At 56.2% G+C, this 15,715-nt stretch carries 17 protein-coding genes; all 17 read right to left on the reverse strand.

The genetic code is table 11. The features are described from left to right. Positions 1-22 precede the first annotated feature (22 nt). The 17 genes from rpmC to porW all read right to left on the reverse strand — a co-directional run bounded on the left by rpmC (position 23) and on the right by porW (position 15,695). Positions 23-226 (reverse strand): 50S ribosomal protein L29, encoded by a 204-nt coding sequence (rpmC, locus tag ACZ5AL_RS09665; RefSeq protein WP_464510163.1) that lies wholly within the window; start codon positions 224-226, stop codon positions 23-25. Positions 227-295: 69 nt separating this feature from the next. After that, positions 296-736, reverse strand: coding sequence for a 50S ribosomal protein L16 (gene rplP, locus ACZ5AL_RS09670; protein WP_464510164.1), 441 nt, complete (start codon positions 734-736; stop codon positions 296-298). A gap of 102 nt (positions 737-838) precedes the next feature. After that, the gene (rpsC, locus tag ACZ5AL_RS09675; RefSeq protein WP_464510165.1) at positions 839-1,570 is read right to left on the reverse strand and encodes a 30S ribosomal protein S3; all 732 of its coding nucleotides are present in this window, start codon (positions 1,568-1,570) and stop codon (positions 839-841) included. A 57-nt stretch (positions 1,571-1,627) separates the two neighbouring features. Continuing rightward, a complete protein-coding gene (rplV, locus tag ACZ5AL_RS09680) occupies positions 1,628-1,984 on the reverse strand; it encodes a 50S ribosomal protein L22 (RefSeq protein WP_464510166.1) in 357 nt (118 codons plus the stop codon). 76 nt (positions 1,985-2,060) lie between these two features. After that, positions 2,061-2,351: a 30S ribosomal protein S19 gene (rpsS, locus tag ACZ5AL_RS09685; RefSeq protein ID WP_464510167.1), complete on the reverse strand. Its 291-nt coding sequence runs from the start codon at positions 2,349-2,351 to the stop codon at positions 2,061-2,063. 53 nt (positions 2,352-2,404) lie between these two features. Further along, positions 2,405-3,244: a 50S ribosomal protein L2 gene (rplB, locus tag ACZ5AL_RS09690; protein ID WP_464510168.1), complete on the reverse strand. Its 840-nt coding sequence runs from the start codon at positions 3,242-3,244 to the stop codon at positions 2,405-2,407. Between the two features lie 128 nt (positions 3,245-3,372). Then, a complete protein-coding gene (rplW, locus tag ACZ5AL_RS09695; RefSeq protein ID WP_464510169.1) occupies positions 3,373-3,672 on the reverse strand; it encodes a 50S ribosomal protein L23 in 300 nt (99 codons plus the stop codon). 50 nt (positions 3,673-3,722) lie between these two features. Continuing rightward, positions 3,723-4,370: a 50S ribosomal protein L4 gene (gene rplD / locus ACZ5AL_RS09700; protein ID WP_464510170.1), complete on the reverse strand. Its 648-nt coding sequence runs from the start codon at positions 4,368-4,370 to the stop codon at positions 3,723-3,725. A 76-nt stretch (positions 4,371-4,446) separates the two neighbouring features. Next, positions 4,447-5,076 carry a 50S ribosomal protein L3 gene (gene rplC, locus ACZ5AL_RS09705; RefSeq protein ID WP_464510171.1) on the reverse strand — a complete coding sequence of 210 codons (630 nt, stop codon included), beginning with the start codon at positions 5,074-5,076 and terminating at the stop codon, positions 4,447-4,449. Between the two features lie 55 nt (positions 5,077-5,131). After that, on the reverse strand, positions 5,132-5,611 hold the full coding sequence (locus tag ACZ5AL_RS09710; RefSeq protein WP_464510172.1) for a hypothetical protein: 480 nt from the start codon (positions 5,609-5,611) through the stop codon (positions 5,132-5,134). Positions 5,612-5,642: 31 nt separating this feature from the next. Next, positions 5,643-5,954 (reverse strand): 30S ribosomal protein S10, encoded by a 312-nt coding sequence (gene rpsJ / locus ACZ5AL_RS09715; RefSeq protein WP_098063350.1) that lies wholly within the window; start codon positions 5,952-5,954, stop codon positions 5,643-5,645. 87 nt (positions 5,955-6,041) lie between these two features. Continuing rightward, positions 6,042-7,232, reverse strand: a complete 1,191-nt coding sequence (gene tuf / locus ACZ5AL_RS09720; RefSeq protein ID WP_464510173.1) for an elongation factor Tu — start codon at positions 7,230-7,232, stop codon at positions 6,042-6,044. 45 nt (positions 7,233-7,277) lie between these two features. Beyond that, entirely contained in the window at positions 7,278-9,383 is a 2,106-nt protein-coding gene (gene fusA, locus ACZ5AL_RS09725; protein ID WP_464510174.1) for an elongation factor G, read from the reverse strand. A gap of 114 nt (positions 9,384-9,497) precedes the next feature. Then, entirely contained in the window at positions 9,498-9,968 is a 471-nt protein-coding gene (gene rpsG, locus ACZ5AL_RS09730) for a 30S ribosomal protein S7 (protein ID WP_464510175.1), read from the reverse strand. Positions 9,969-10,039: 71 nt separating this feature from the next. Next, entirely contained in the window at positions 10,040-10,414 is a 375-nt protein-coding gene (rpsL, locus tag ACZ5AL_RS09735) for a 30S ribosomal protein S12 (RefSeq protein ID WP_353563736.1), read from the reverse strand. 412 nt (positions 10,415-10,826) lie between these two features. Further along, complete coding sequence (gene ftsH, locus ACZ5AL_RS09740; protein WP_464510176.1) at positions 10,827-12,899, reverse strand: ATP-dependent zinc metalloprotease FtsH; 2,073 nt, start codon at positions 12,897-12,899, stop codon at positions 10,827-10,829. Positions 12,900-13,082: 183 nt separating this feature from the next. Further along, positions 13,083-15,695, reverse strand: a complete 2,613-nt coding sequence (porW, locus tag ACZ5AL_RS09745) for a type IX secretion system periplasmic lipoprotein PorW/SprE (protein WP_464510177.1) — start codon at positions 15,693-15,695, stop codon at positions 13,083-13,085. Positions 15,696-15,715 lie beyond the last annotated feature (20 nt).

Genomic DNA, 15,715 nt, shown 5'->3' on the forward strand with positions numbered 1-15,715 from the left:
TACAGCGAATCGCCGCGCACGGTTATGCGTCCGCGAGCTCTTTTTTTTCGGTCAGTATCGTTTTGAGGCGCGCAATGAACCGGCGCTTGGTGCGCAGCAACATCGGGTTTTCAATGCGCCCGTGCACCGAGTGCTTAAACCGAAGACGGTCTATTTGCTCTTGTTCTTCCTCAATGCGCGTCTCAATCTCAGGAATGCTGAGGTTACGGACTTCTTTGGCTTTCATGGTTTGGCAAGTTTAGGTAAGCAAGAAATAGCCGAGAGCAATGAACCACGCTCTGCGGGTCCCTGATCACTACGCTTCGTCGGAATCCCGATACGTCGGACGTACGACAAACTTCGTTTTGACCGGCAGCTTGTGCTTACCCAGACGCAGCGCCTCTTTCGCTACCTCGCGCGAGACGCCACCGCCAACCTCAAAGAGCACTTGGCCCGGGTTGACCGGAGCAACGTAGAATTCGGGGGCTCCTTTTCCTTTACCCATCCGCGTTTCTGCAGGGGTTTTGGTAATCGGCTTATCTGGAAAGATGCGAATCCAGACTTTCCCGGCGCGCTTCATATAGCGGTTGATGGCCACACGAGCGGCTTCAATCTGACGGCTGGAAATTTGACCCGTTTCGAGGGTCTTAATCCCGAAATCGCCAAATGTGATACGTGTACCACGCTGGGCATTCCCCTTTTTAAGGCCTTGATTCCGTTGCACCTTGCGGTGCTTCGTTCGTTTTGGTTGTAGCATAACAGGTAGGATGTTCTGCAGAACACGGAGGCGCCTGTGGCACCCTACGCTCTGCGATGTTCAAAAAGGATAACGAACAGCGCCGCAGCGCTACATACAGCGTTAGTTACGGTTGCGGCGACGGCGACGACCGCCTTTCTTCCGGCCCCCTCTTCCGCCTTGCTGCTGATTGCGCTGCTGGGCTTGCACGTTCGGGCTCAAGTCGGGCTGACCGAGGATTTCTCCGCGGTGAATCCACACTTTTACACCAATGGAGCCGTAAATGGTGAGTGCCTCGGCCTTAGCAAAGTCAATGTCAGCGCGGATCGTGTGCAGCGGCACACGCCCTTCGAGGTACTCCTCGATACGTCCCATTTCAGCACCACCAAGGCGCCCGGCCACACGGATACGGATGCCTTCAGCACCCATACGCATCGCGGATGTTATCGCCTGTTTCATGGCGCGGCGGTACGAGATGCGCCCTTCGAGCTGCTGCGCAATGTTTTTGGCAACGAGCATAGCATCCAACTCTGGACGCTTGATCTCGCTGATGTTAATCTGGATGTCTTTTCCAGTTAAGCGCTTCAGCTCTTCACGCAGCTTCTCGACCTCGCTTCCTCCCCGGCCAATAACAACGCCAGGGCGGCTGGTGTGCAGCGTTAAGATAACGCGTTTGGGGGTGCGCTCAATCACCGCTCGGCTTAGACCGGCACGGCGCAAACGCGCATCCAAGTATTCGCGAATCGTGTGATCCTCAACAATGTTTTCCTGTTGGTTTCGCTCTCCGTACCAGTTGGAATCCCAACCGCGAATGACGCCGAGCCGAAACCCAATCGGATGTGTTTTTTGACCCAAGGCTAGTACCTCGTTTTACCTATGCAAATGCAGTGATGGGCGCAGGGGAGTGCCAGCTTACGCCACCGGCTCAGTCTCGCGCACCTCAACCACAACGGTAAGGTGCGTGGTGCGCTTGCGGATCGGCTTGGCCCGCCCACGGGCTGCGGCCTTAAACCGCTTAAACGTAGGGCCTTCATTGGCCCGAATATCTTTGATGATGAGCTCGCTCTCGTTGAAGCGCTCCTCGTGTTTATCCATAAGGTTGAACACGGCCGAACGGATGGTTTTCTCAACCACCTCGGTCGGCTTTTGAGGCAAGAAGCTCAGGATGTTAATCGCCTCAGGGACGGAGCGGCCGCGCACCACGTTAATGACGCGCCGGACTTTCATTGGCGAGCTCCGAATGTATTTCTCTACAGCTCGTGCTTCCATAATGCTTGTTGGAGGTTTGCAGGAGCAGCGTGTACACATCGCACGCGCAGCTCCCTGTGTCTATGCCAAAACGAAATTACGCCGCGCGGCGGGTGCGCTTGTCTACTTTCGACTTCGCGTGTCCATTGAAGGTACGTGTCGGCGCGAATTCGCCGAGCTTGTGGCCCACCATATTTTCCGATACATACACCGGAATAAACTGGCGTCCGTTGTGCACAGCAAACGTGTGCCCGATAAAGTCTGGAGTAATCAGGGAGTCACGACTCCACGTTTTGATTACCTTCTTTTTCTGGGACTCATTGAGCGCGTCTACTTTGCGTTGCAGCTTGTAGTAGACGTATGGGCCCTTGCGTAATGAGCGAGGCATAATGCAGGGATGTTGTAGTCAGAGTCAGTGACGGAGGGCGTTCACCGGGCGCTTTATCGGCGCTTCTTGCGCTCGGTGCGACGCCGAATGATGTATTTGTTCGAGTCTTTGTTGCGCTTGCGGGTCTTGTACCCTTTAGCCGGTACGCCTTTGCGCGACCGCGGGTGTCCGCCCGAAGCACGGCCTTCACCGCCCCCCATGGGGTGGTCAATTGGGTTCATGGCTACCCCACGTGTTCGCGGGCGCCGACCAAGCCAGCGTTTCCGCCCAGCTTTGCCGAGCATAATGTTCATGTGGTCTACGTTGCTGGTTGTTCCCACCGTAGCGCGGCATTCAGCAGGCACTACACGGGTTTCTCCAGACGGAAGTTCAAGCGTTGCAAACTTCCCTTCACGAGCCGTGAGGCGCGCCTCGGTACCTGCTGCGCGCGCCATCTGTGCGCCTTTTCCGGGCTTCATTTCAATGGCATGCACCACTGTACCGATTGGCATCTTCGAAAGCGGCAAGCAGTTTCCTACATCCGGAGATGCAGCAGGACCACTCATTACCGTTGTCCCGACTTTGATCCCATCGGGAGCGATGATATACCGCTTTTCGCCATCGGCGTACACCAAGAGAGCAATACGAGCCGACCGGTTCGGGTCGTACTCAACCGTAGCAACCCGTGCAGGAATGTTATCCTTACGACGCTTAAAGTCAATGCGACGGTACCGGCGCTTGTGGCCGCCCCCACGGTAACGCATGGTCATGCGCCCGTTGTTGTTGCGGCCCCCAGAATTTTTCAGGGGTTCAAGCAGGCTCTTTTCTGGCTCCGTTTCGGTGATATCATCGAAAGCCGAGACAGAGCGCTGGCGCTGGCTGTTTGTATTTGGTTTTAGCTTTTTAATCGACATAGGCCAGAATGCTTGTGCAGGGGAAAACCGCTGCGTGCGTCAAATCAATGCGTATCGAACAGGAGGCTCACCACAGGTGGACAGGTGGGCCGTGTAACGTAAAGGGGTTGGGGTGCAGCAAAGGTCCGCTACACGTCTTCAAAGAAGTCAATCTGCTCGCCTTCCGGATCGATTTCGACGATGGCTTTTTTGAAGCCGGATGTCCGGCCCTCTACCATCGATCCTTGCCGGAATTGGCGACGGCGCTTGCCAGGCACAATTTGTGTGCGAATGCTGGTAACGCGTACGCCAGGATAGCGATATTGAATAGCCGCCTTAATCTGAGGCTTGGTAGCCCGAAGCCGCACGACGAAGGAGTACTTTCCTTCGTACATTTGCTCGGTGGACTTCTCAGTAAGGTGAGGCTCTATCAGAATGTGATTGCTCATAACACAGCGGGAATCTCAAACAATGGAAGCAGTCGGACAAGGGCTGCGGGTTAGGCCACCGCAGTTTCCTCAACCGAAAGCAAGTCGGTCAGGTAGTCGAAGGCACCGCGCTGGAGCAAAAGCGCCTCGGCATCGAGCAGGTCGAGCGTCGAAAGGCTCTTCACCTCACGCACGCTCACCTTGTCGAGGTTGCGGGCCGAAAGGTAGATTTCCTTCTCTACCTCAGTAGTTACAATCAGTACTTTGGTGTCGTTGAGGTTGTGCAGCGTCAGCAAGTCACGCAGCTCACGTGTACTGGGGCGCTCCATCCCAAAGTCTTCAATCACACGCAGCGCATCGTTTTGCGCTTTGTACGAGAGCGCTGAACGGCGAGCCAAGCGCGAAGTCTTTTTGTTGACCTTTTGCTCATACGAACGCGGGCGGGGACCGTGAGCACGGCCTCCGGAACGACGAATAGGCGACTTCGCATCACCGGCACGGGCATTTCCTGTCCCTTTTTGCCGATACAGCTTACGCCGACTTCCTCGCACGTCGCTGCGCTCTTTCGTTTTGTGGGTGCCTTGGCGCTTGTTGGCTTGAATCCGCTTCACATCGAGCCAGATAACATGATCGTTCGGCTCAATGTCGAAGATGGTCGGATCAAGCGTTACTGTTTCGCCTGATGCAACACCGTCTTCCTGTAGTATTTCGAGATCCATGGCTTAGTACTTGTGCAGAGGATGCAATCACTCGGTGCGGTACGACCCGTACGTTCCGCTGTTTTTGGCAAGCTCGTTATTTTTTGTGAAGCTCTACGTAGCTGTTTTTCGCGCCGGGTACAGCGCCTTTTACGAGTACAGCATTGTGGTCAGGCAGAATGCGCACGACCTCCAGATTCTGGATTTTAGTGCGGTCGTTGCCCGTGCGTCCTCCCATACGCATGCCTTTGAACACGCGTGATGGATCAGCAGACGCACCAATGGACCCTGGATGGCGCTCTTGGTCTGACTGCCCGTGTGTACGCATTCCAACACCGGCAAATCCATGACGTTTTACGACGCCCTGAAAGCCTTTCCCTTTCGAGACACCTACGACATCAATCACTTCGCCCGCCTCGAACACATCTTGCGGATGCAGCACATCGCCTCGTTCGACTGACGATTCGCCAGGCACAAACTCTGCAAGTTTACGCTTGGGCTCGGTGCCAGCGTTTGCAAAGTGGCCCTGCAAGGCGTTCGTGGTGTTTTTCTCGGGCTTGGTGTCAAACCCAAGCTGAACCGCGTCGTAGCCGTCGGGGCCATCTGCCGTTTTAACTTGCGTTACTACGTTGGGCCCGGCCTCAATGACGGTGCAGGCAATGTTATTGCCGTCGTCGTCAAAGACGCTGGTCATTCCGATTTTCTTACCAATTAGTCCGCTACTCATGACGGTCAATCGAGTCGGTTATGCCGTTCAAAAAGATCAAAAGGGGCCAGACACCTCACGGGAAAGTGCGTTCAAGACGAAGCACCACACGATCCATATCGGCCCAGTTAAATTCGGGTATTAGCGCATCAAGGACGGGAGCCGCATTAAAGGGTCCAGGCTCGGCTGTCAGGGTAATCCGTCCAGCAGTTTGCACCTCGAAGCGCCAAATAACGTCGCGTTCGAACCCGGTTATCCACACCATTGTGTTGGACTGTGGCACCTCGATTCGCCCTTCAATGAAGAGCGGGGGCTGATTTTGTTCAGCAGTCGGTGTACCACGCAGTTCGTACCGGGGAGGGTCAACAGCGCCTTCGATGGCAAGCGTTGGTAGTTCCTCATACCGCGATTGTAGCACGGTGGTCACATCGCTTTCAGACACTCTGAGTTCTGCAAGTGTCCAGGCGCCATCGAGCGTTTGGAACTCGCCTGCTTGTGGATCTCCAGAGCAACCTGTAGTCGCTCCAAGGATAATCAGACTGGCGAGAAGTGCCACAACGCAGTGTAGCACGCTCCATCGCAGGGTGTTACACCTTAATTTCCACATCGACTCCGCTGGGGAGTTCAAGCTTCATGAGCGCATCGACGGTTTCGCTGTTCGACGAAAGGATATCGATGAGCCGCTTGTGGTGGCGCCGCTCAAACTGTTCGCGGCTTTTCTTGTCTACGTGAGGACCGCGCAGAACCGTGTATACCTTTTTCTTGGTAGGCAACGGAATCGGGCCGCTCACCACAGCGCCGGTCGACTTTACTGTCCGAATAATCTTTTCGGCACTCTTGTCGATCAGCATGTGGTCGTACGACTTCAGCTTAATGCGTATTTTTTGCTGGGTGGCCATTACAAAAGTTAAGTTTCAGCAGATGCAGTTAGAGGGCGAACGTGGACCCAAGGAGGCCCTGGGTCCATGCGTGCCGCTACGCAGTTGTTAGTCTAGAATCTCAGTGACGACGCCCGCGCCCACGGTGTGTCCGCCTTCGCGGATCGCAAACCGAAGCCCCTCTTCCAAGGCCACCGGCTGTATCAGCTTCACCGTAAACGTTGCGTTGTCGCCCGGCATCACCATCTCAACGCCTTCCTCCAGCGCAATGTCTCCCGTCACGTCCGTCGTGCGGAAGTAAAACTGAGGACGATACCCCGGGAAAAACGGCGTGTGGCGCCCGCCCTCGTCTTTCGACAGCACGTACACCTCACACTCAAACTCTTTGTGCGGCGTCACCGAGCCCGGCTCCGCAACTACCATCCCGCGCGATACTTCTTCCTTCTTGATCCCGCGCAACAGCAGCCCCGCGTTGTCTCCGGCCTCGCCTTCATCGAGCACCTTGTTGAACATCTCAATCCCGGTCACCGTCGAGGTCAGCTTCTCTTCCTCAATCCCGACAATGTCCACGTCCGATCCGGTCTCAATACGGCCTCGCTCAATGCGACCTGTCACCACCGTTCCGCGACCGGTAATCGAGAAGATGTCCTCCACCGGCATCAAAAACGGCTTGTCAATGTCGCGCTCCGGCGTCGGAATGTACTCGTCTACATGCGACATCAACTCCATGATCTGAGCTTCCGCGTCCGCGTCGCTCTCCAGCGCCTTCAGCGCCGAGCCGCGCACGACCGGAATCTCATCACCGGGGAACTCATACTCAGACAGCAGCTCGCGCACTTCCATGTCCACCAGCTCCAAGAGCTCCTCATCCTCAACCAGGTCCACCTTGTTCATGAACACGACCAAGTACGGCACGCCTACCTGACGGGCCAGCAAAATGTGCTCGCGCGTCTGCGGCATCGGGCCGTCAGTGGCAGCCACCACCAAAATAGCACCGTCCATCTGCGCAGCCCCCGTCACCATGTTCTTGACATAGTCGGCGTGGCCAGGGCAGTCTACGTGCGCATAGTGGCGCGCTTCCGTTTCGTACTCCACGTGGCTCGTCGCTATCGTAATCCCACGCTCGCGCTCTTCCGGCGCGTTGTCAATCGAGTCAAACGTACGCTCGGCCGCTCCGCCTACCTGCTCGGCAAGCACCTTCGTAATCGCCGCCGTTAGCGTCGTCTTCCCGTGGTCTACGTGCCCAATCGTTCCAATGTTGATGTGCGGCTTCTTCCGCTCAAATGCCTCCTTCGCCATAGCAAATAGGGGAGTTTATCGTTGGTAAGATGGTGTATATGGGGGTTATGCCGCAGCGTCTACGGCGTCTTGGTCGGTGATCTCTTTCGCAATTGCGTTGGGGACCGCCTCGTACGTTTCAAATTGCATGGTGTAAATTGCACGTCCCTGCGTAATCGAACGCAGATCGGTGGAGTAGCCAAACATCTCGGAAAGCGGTACAAGGGCGTTGATGACTTGTGCATCATTGCGCTGCCCCATCTTTCCAATTTGGCCACGCCGACTATTCAGATCGCCAATCACATCGCCCATGTACTCATCGGGAGTAATAACCTCCACCTTCATGATGGGCTCCATAAGCACAGGATTGGCGCGACGGGCGGCTTCTCGGAAGCCCATACGCCCAGCAATCTCAAACGAGTTCTGGTCGGAGTCCACATCGTGGTACTCTCCATCATAGAGGCGTACTTTCACGCCCTCGATGGGATACCCGGCGATGGGTCCTTGATCCATCGAACTCTTGATTCCTTTCTCAACGGATGGGATGAACTCGCGCGGAATGGCTCCGCCCACGATCTCATCTACAAACTCAAATCCGGTACCGTCTTCGTTGGGGCCAACCTCCATGTAGACTTCAGCAAACTGGCCACGTCCACCGGTCTGCTTCTTGAGCACATAATGCTCGTCTACGGTATTGGTAATGGCTTCGCGGTAGGCCACCTGAGGGCGCCCCACATTTGCTTCAACCTTAAACTCGCGCTTGAGTCGGTCCACAATAATTTCGAGGTGGAGCTCGCCCATCCCGGCAATCAGTGTCTGACCGGTTTCTTCATCGGTCGACACGTTGAAAGTGGGGTCTTCTTCAGCCAGCTTCACAAGACCGCTGGTCAGCTTGTCGCGGTCGGCCTTGGTCTTTGGCTCAATGGCAATACGGATGACAGGCTCGGGAAAGTCCATCGACTCCAGCACGACAGGATCGTCGGGGTCGCAAATGGTGTCTCCTGTCTTGAGGTTTTTGGGGCCGACTGCAGCGGCAATGTCACCTGCCCGCACCATGTCGATGTCCTCCCGGTCGTTGGAGTGCATAAACATGAGACGGCCAATACGCTCGGTCTCATCGGCGGTGGCGTTGTACACTTTGGTGCCGGTTTCGAGCGTACCACTGTATACACGGATGAACGTGATTTTACCGACGTACGGGTCGGTGGCAATCTTGAATGCGACTGCACTAAACGGATCGTCTTCTTTCGGCGCGCGGATCAACTTCTGCTCTTTGTCACGCGGGTGAAACCCTTCAACGGGCGGCACATCGTCTGGGCTGGGCAGATACTTGGGCACCGCATCCAAAAGGCGCTGTACGCCTTTGTTTTTAAGAGCGGTTCCGCACAAGACCGGAGTAATGTCGCGCTCCAGCGTCGCTTTACGAATAACCGAGCGGATTTCCTCGGCCTCAATGGGCTCGCCATCGAGATACTTCATCAACAGCGCGTCGTCGTATTCAGCGACGGCTTCGAGCATGCGGATGCGCCACTTCTCGGCATCGGCCTTCAGGTCATCCGGGATATCAATAATATCCCAGTCCATGCCTTGCGAGCTCTCGTCATAGATCACCGCCTTATTTTCGATCAGGTCAATGACACCTTTAAATGTTTCGCCTGCCCCAATGGGATACTGAAGGGGAATGGGGTTCGCACTCAAGCGATCCTCCATCATACCGACCACGTTTTCGAAGTCGGCCCCGGTACGGTCCATCTTGTTGACGAACGCAATACGCGGCACGCCATACTTGTCCATTTGGCGCCACACCGTTTCCGACTGCGGCTCAACGCCGCCAACGGCGCAGAAGAGAGCAATGGCCCCATCAAGCACGCGAAGCGAGCGCTCCACCTCAACGGTAAAGTCGACGTGACCAGGCGTATCAATAATGTTGATACGGTGGTCGTCCCAATAGCAAGTCGTTGCAGCACTCGTAATCGTGATGCCCCGCTCTTTCTCCTGGTCCATCCAGTCCATCTGGGAAGCCCCTTCGTGGGTTTCCCCCATCCGGTGAATCCGACCAGTATAGAACAGAATACGCTCAGTCAGCGTGGTTTTGCCGGCATCAATGTGCGCAGCAATCCCGATGTTACGAGTTTTGTTGAGCGGAAAGCTCTGGTTTTTCGTGGTAGCCATAACAGGTTCCTTGTTGCATACTCAAAAAGCCGGCATATGCACAAGCGAGTGCAGATGCCTGGGCCCGCCAAACTCCATACGGAGTGCAGGCTCCGGGGCACGCCCAAAGGGCGCTTAGAAGCGGAAGTGAGCGAACGCCTTGTTCGACTCGGCCATCCGGTGGGTATCGTCTTTTTTCTTTACGGCGCCCCCTTCGCCCCGAGCTGCGTTGATCAGCTCGCTGGCCAGGCGGTTTACCATGCTCTTTTCCTTTCGAGCACGGGCGTACTGGATAATCCATCGGAAGGCGAGGGTTACACGCCGGTCGGGACGAACCTCAATCGGCACTTGGTAGGTGGCCCCACCTACGCGGCGACTTCGCACCTCCACCAAGGGAGCCACGTTGTTTACCGCCTTCTTGAACACCTCAATACCTTCTTCGCCGGTACGCTCTTCAATGACGTCAAACGTATCGTAAACGATGCGCTGCGCTAGGCTTTTTTTACCATCACGCATGATCGAGTTCACAAAGCGCGACACCAGATCGTCACGATAAATCGGATCTGGAAGCGTTGTACGTTTCTTTGCGGCCTTATCGCGAGCCATATCACCTTTGCATTGTTGAACAAATAAGCACATTCTTGCCTCTTGTGGAGCCAAGAACGCTTTCGCTACCGTTAACTACGCGGCTTCTTCGTACCGTATTTCGACCGGCCTTGACGGCGGTCTTCCACGCCTGCGGCATCAAGGGCTCCACGCACAATGTGGTACTTAACACCCGGAAGGTCTTTTACACGACCTCCACGCACCAGCACAATGGAGTGCTCTTGCAAGTTGTGGCCCTCTCCCGGAATATAGGCAGTTACCTCGTTGCCATTGGTTAAGCGCACACGCGCTACCTTACGAAGCGCCGAGTTCGGCTTCTTCGGCGTCGTGGTGTACACACGGGTGCACACGCCACGGCGCTGCGGGGAGTTTTCAAGGGCAGGAGCCGTCTTTTTCTTCGGCTTTGAGGAACGCCCTTTTCGAATCAGTTGCTGTATTGTAGGCACGGTACCATCGCGATTAGTCGATCACATCAGCGCACGCCGCCGAAAGGGCGGACGACCTGCGTTCACAGGCTTAGGATATAATGCAGAAGACCGTGGGTGTTCAATATGAACGGTAAAGAGCCGTTGAAAACAACTCAAACTGGCCTCACCGTCTCTCTATCTACAACCAGTACCCACCTATCGATATATACCGATATACCGGACAACAATTTCAGTGCGTCCACAAAAAAAGGCGAGACAGGCTCGCCCTTGGCGGGTTTAGCGCAATCAATCGCATATCAGCGATTGGCGCGTGTCATCTGCACATCATGTCGTAACCTACCACAAAGAGCGGGGTTTCGTGTGTTTGTGGAGTCCATATGCATTCTCCTAAAGACGGAGACGCATCTCTTGTTAAGAGCCCCTTTTCGACTTACTCTTCGGCAGATGTCGACTGCCCATCGCCCCCTCTATTGCCTTCGGTAGACGACTGCGACGCCGCTGGAGCGTGGGGCGCCATCTCTGGATCGGTTGATGGCCCCACCACATAGTCGCCATGTGGACGCTCTCCCAGAAGGTCGAGCAGGTCGCTGGGGCCGAGCACCTCTCGTTCGAGCAGCGCTTCGGCCATGGTATGCAGCAGGGCTTTTTTCTCCAGTAAGACCCGGCGCGCCTGGTCGTATGCTTCTTGGATAAGCCCGCGCACCTCGTCGTCAATAAGCTCGGCGGTAGCCTCAGCATACGGACGCTGCAACATGGGCGTATCGCCATCACGACCAGACAGGTTGAAACTCACCTGCCCAACACGCGAACTCATGCCGTAGTCTACAACCATAGCGTATGCCATATTGGTGATGCGCTCCAAGTCGTTTTGGGCGCCGGTTGTAACCTCATCAAATATGATCTCTTCGGCGACGCGGCCTCCTATTGCCATCGTCATTCGATCAATAAGAGCCTGGCGTGAGTACAGGTAGCGCTCTTCGGGTAGATGCTGCGCATATCCCAGTGCCGACAGTCCGCGGGGTACGATAGACACTTTTACGACCGGATCGGTATGCTTCAAGAACCAGCCTACAATGGCATGTCCGGCTTCATGAAAGGCAATGACTTTTCGTTCATCGGGCGCAATGATCTTGTTTTTCTTTTCGAGCCCAGCCACGACCCGGTCGATTGCCTGCTCAAAGTCGTCCATTTCAACGTGCTCTTTGTCCTTCCGTGCAGCCAGCAGCGCCGCCTCGTTGCATACATTTGCAATTTCCGCTCCGGCAAACCCCGGCGTTTGGCTCGCTAGCACCGTCACATCCACATCGGTTCCAAGCAAAAGTTTTTGGACGTGAACCTCGAAGATCTCCTCGCGTGCTCGCCGATCGGGCTTATCGACAACAATTTGCCGGTCGAAACGGCCTGGACGCAGAAGCGCGGAGTCGAGCACATCAGGGCGGTTCGTGGCCGCCATGATGATGACCCCTTGATCGGAGTCGAAGCCATCCATCTCCACCAGGAGTTGGTTAAGCGTGTTTTCGCGCTCATCGTTGCCACTTGGCGAGCGGTTGCCGCCCCGGGTGCGCCCCACTGCATCCATCTCATCGATGAAGATAATGCATGGTGCTTTTTCCTTTGCGCTTTTGAACAGGTCGCGCACTCGCGAGGCGCCCACCCCTACAAACATCTCGACAAAGTCAGATCCGGAGATGGAGAAGAAGGGAACGCCGGCCTCCCCAGCCACCGCTTTGGCCATCAACGTTTTGCCTGTGCCTGGTGGCCCTACAAGCAGCACGCCTTTGGGGAGCGTACCGCCCAATCGAGTAAAGCGCTCTGGATCTCGTAGAAAGTGTACAATTTCGGCTACCTCCTCTTTCGCTTCATCTAGCCCGGCTACATCATCGAAGGTGACGGAGTGCTGTTCTGATGCATCGAACAGCTTGGCTTTGCTTTTCCCGATGCTCAGCATTTGTGAGCCGGGATTCATGCGGCGGAACAGGAAGATCCAAAACGCGATGAGCACTAAAAACAGCAGGATCCAGAAGAAGGCGCTGCCAAACCAGCTTTCTTCGGTGCGTGCTGTGAACTCTATCTCGTCGGCTCCTGCTTCTCGGGCCTCTCGGTTATGGGCACGCAGAAAGTCGGTGAGGTCGTGATCGGCAGGCTTGGTGCTGATAAAACGGCGGGCTTCTGCCTCCGCACTGCTAATGTCGCCAAGATCGTCTTCCTCACTTATGCTAAGCCGCACGGCCCGGTCTTCTACGGCCTGCCTGGTATAGACGCCTTCAATTTGGCGATCGTTAACGACGTCTATCCGCTCGATGTAGCCTTCTTCAACGTAGTCAAGAAGCGTGCTGTAGCTAATTTCGACCGGGTCTTGGCCGGTCCAATAGAGCAGCAGATGAATACCCAATGCCAGGAAGACCGCTCCATATACCCAGTACAGGATTGAGGATTGCGACTTTCCGGAGGTGTTGTTAGCCCCGTTGTTTGAGGGCGAGTCATCGGGAGAGCGCTTGGCCATGAGCAGAGAAGCATCAACGCAAAAGACCCTGCCAGGAGCAGGCGTGTTGGCAACGTGCCCGTACCCAACCTATGCAAGTGGGTTCCGGTCTATTTGGCTTTATGAGATGTGTATTTTCAACTGAAGTGGGTGCGTAAACGTATTTTGGAGCATGTCATTGCGAAGAGCGAGCATCAGACCCTCTCATCGGCCGCCTGGCTCTGGTAGGGGCGTTGGTAACGCGTCTTGTTCGCCCTCCTCGTGCCCTTCCTCATCAGGAGGCTCTTCTGCGGCTGCAGGATCTTCATCATCGCGCAGGGTATCGAGCACGCGCTGTGCCCGGCGTGCATGGGGCGCTTCGGGAAACGCGGTACTGATGTGTTGCATGAGGGTGTACAGGGCCGGATGCTGTTCTTCTGGATCGGCCTCTTCATCCTCTAAGTCGTTTTCCGAGTCTTCTGCTGTATCAGACGCATTAGCTTCTTCCTGTTCGTCCTCGGCATCTTCCTCCGGCTCTGCAAACTCCGGCTGGCCAACTTGTTGCGGAGCCCCTGTTCGCTGGGGCGTTTCTTGCGTCTCTTCCGGTTCATCTGCAGGCTCGATTTCAAGCTCTGCAAGCAGCCCATCAAGATACGCATGAGCCTGCGTACTGTCTTGTTGATAGAACGACAGATAGAACTGCCCCATCGCCCAGAACGTGCGAGGTGCTATAGCCTCATCGCTGCCATGGGAACGAGCAATGCGCGCCAGCTGGTCGAGCGCTTCCTCCCATTCTGCCTGTTGGCCCAACTCCCGAGCTACCGCAAACTGTTGATGCACGTCTTCTTCCGACACACCTGCCTGTTCAACCGATTGCCCCAATCGATTGCGTGCTTGCAACGCAAACACCGATGTGCTGTCCTCTTCAATCAGGGCGTGATATATGTCGGCTGCCGCCTCGACATCGCCATGGGCATCGAGTGCCTCGGCCATTGCGTAGCGCGTGCGGTCGCGCACGGGATGTTCGGGCGCTTCTTCTAGAATGCGTTCATACCACACGATGGCCGAGTCGGGGCGGCTTAGATTCAGAAAGAGGGCGTTACCAAGCTCGTACCACGCCCAGGTGCGCTCGTCGCGCATGGCCTCCTGCTCGACCGCTGTGCGCGGAATTGCTTCTAGATCAAGACCTACGTCCTCGGCCTCTTGCGCTACGGTCTCCTGCACCTCGTCTGCAGCGCCTCCGCCCTCCCCGTTGGCCCTCTCTTCCATTTGCTCGTCAAGGTCGTCGGCTATCACCTCAGGCTCCTCTTCATCGTCATCACCTGCATCGAACGCCCGCGACGCGATGCGCCAGTTTCGCACGCGGGGGCGGTCGCCCCATTGCCGCCGGAACGAGCGCTGCCCTTCCTGCACACGCTGCGGATTGCGATGAAACAGAAAGCCGCCGTCCCCCTCAGCCGCATCAACGGCTAACTCGGATTGCTGGCCTCGGTCTCTCGAGTCCGCACGTCCCTGAAACTGCTGGCGATCTGTTTGTTGCTGTTGTTGGTCGGCTTCCTCTTCGGCTTCTGCGAGCGTTTGGGCGATCTCTTCGATACGGCGCTCTAGCTCCTCTGGAGACAACGCACCGAGCGTAAGCAACGAATCGTAGTGTGCAATCGCCGCACTGGGCTCTGCTACAGCCCCATACTGCTGAGCGAGTTGGTTTAGATCGGGCAGTGCGGTGTGCGGACGTGCTCGCTCTCGTTCATCAAGATCAACCGATACAGAGGTGGCTGCCGAATCGAAATGGGCGGCGGCGGCTTCGTAGTCGTTCCAGGTATCTCGATACAGGGTGCCCAGTTGATAATGCGCACGTCCCTGCAGATTCCCAGAGATCGGCTCTGCGCCATGCATAAGCGAATTGTATGCAGATCGGGCTTGTGCAGGACGCCCTTGCTGGGCATGCACCTGGGCCTCTAGCAGGCGTAGCCGATCGCGGTGTTCAAGGTGACGGTCATCACGAGCAAGCAGATTGGCGCGGCGCACAAGATCGGAATCCTCGGAGCCATAAGCCAGGGTGCGAATCTCTCCAATGCGACCTGCCAACTGTACGCTATACTCGCGCGCATCGGCGGCACGAGCATACGCGGTTGCGGCCTCGTTATAATCGCCTTGCGTTTCATAGACTTGGGCTCGCAACAACTCGGCCCGGTACCGTTCGGTACGAGGCACCTCGCCCTGCAGCCCTGTGTAAAGCGCCGCTAGCGCCTGATCCCAGGCCCCCGTGTGCAGATCGAGCTCGGCACGAACGAGCCACATTTTGCTGCGCCATGGCTCTTCCAGGGCGTCGTCCTCAAGGTGGGTACGTACATACTCGGATGCAGCTTCCGTATCCCCCTGGCTGACAAGCGTTCGAGCCTTCCAGAAATGAGCTTCTCCGGCTCGGTCGTCGCTCAGGGCAAGCACCTCCTCAAACTTCTCTGCGGCGCCGGAATGGTTGCCCAGATAAAAGTAGGACTGCCCAATCATCATGAGGGCGTTATCAACCCACTTTGACTGCGGATGCTCGCGCAAGATGTCGGCAGACCGGCTGATAGCCGACTCAAATGCTTCTTCGTTGACACGCTCATCGGGCGTTGAAAAAACAGCTACGAAGCGGTCTTCATCGAGCGCGTACGCCCGTTCCTCGACCGACTCCAACCCATCCTCGAAGTCTTGCTCGGCATTGTAGAACGTGTTGTAGTAGGCACGAAAATTATCCACCCGGCTTCCAATGAGCGAATCGGGGCTACAACCCGACAGGCTGCCCACGAAGACGAGCAGCACACACCCGATACACCAGCGAGGAAGGGCCATGACGGTACGAAGTCAAGCAG

This window comes from Natronotalea proteinilytica (assembly GCF_055379935.1).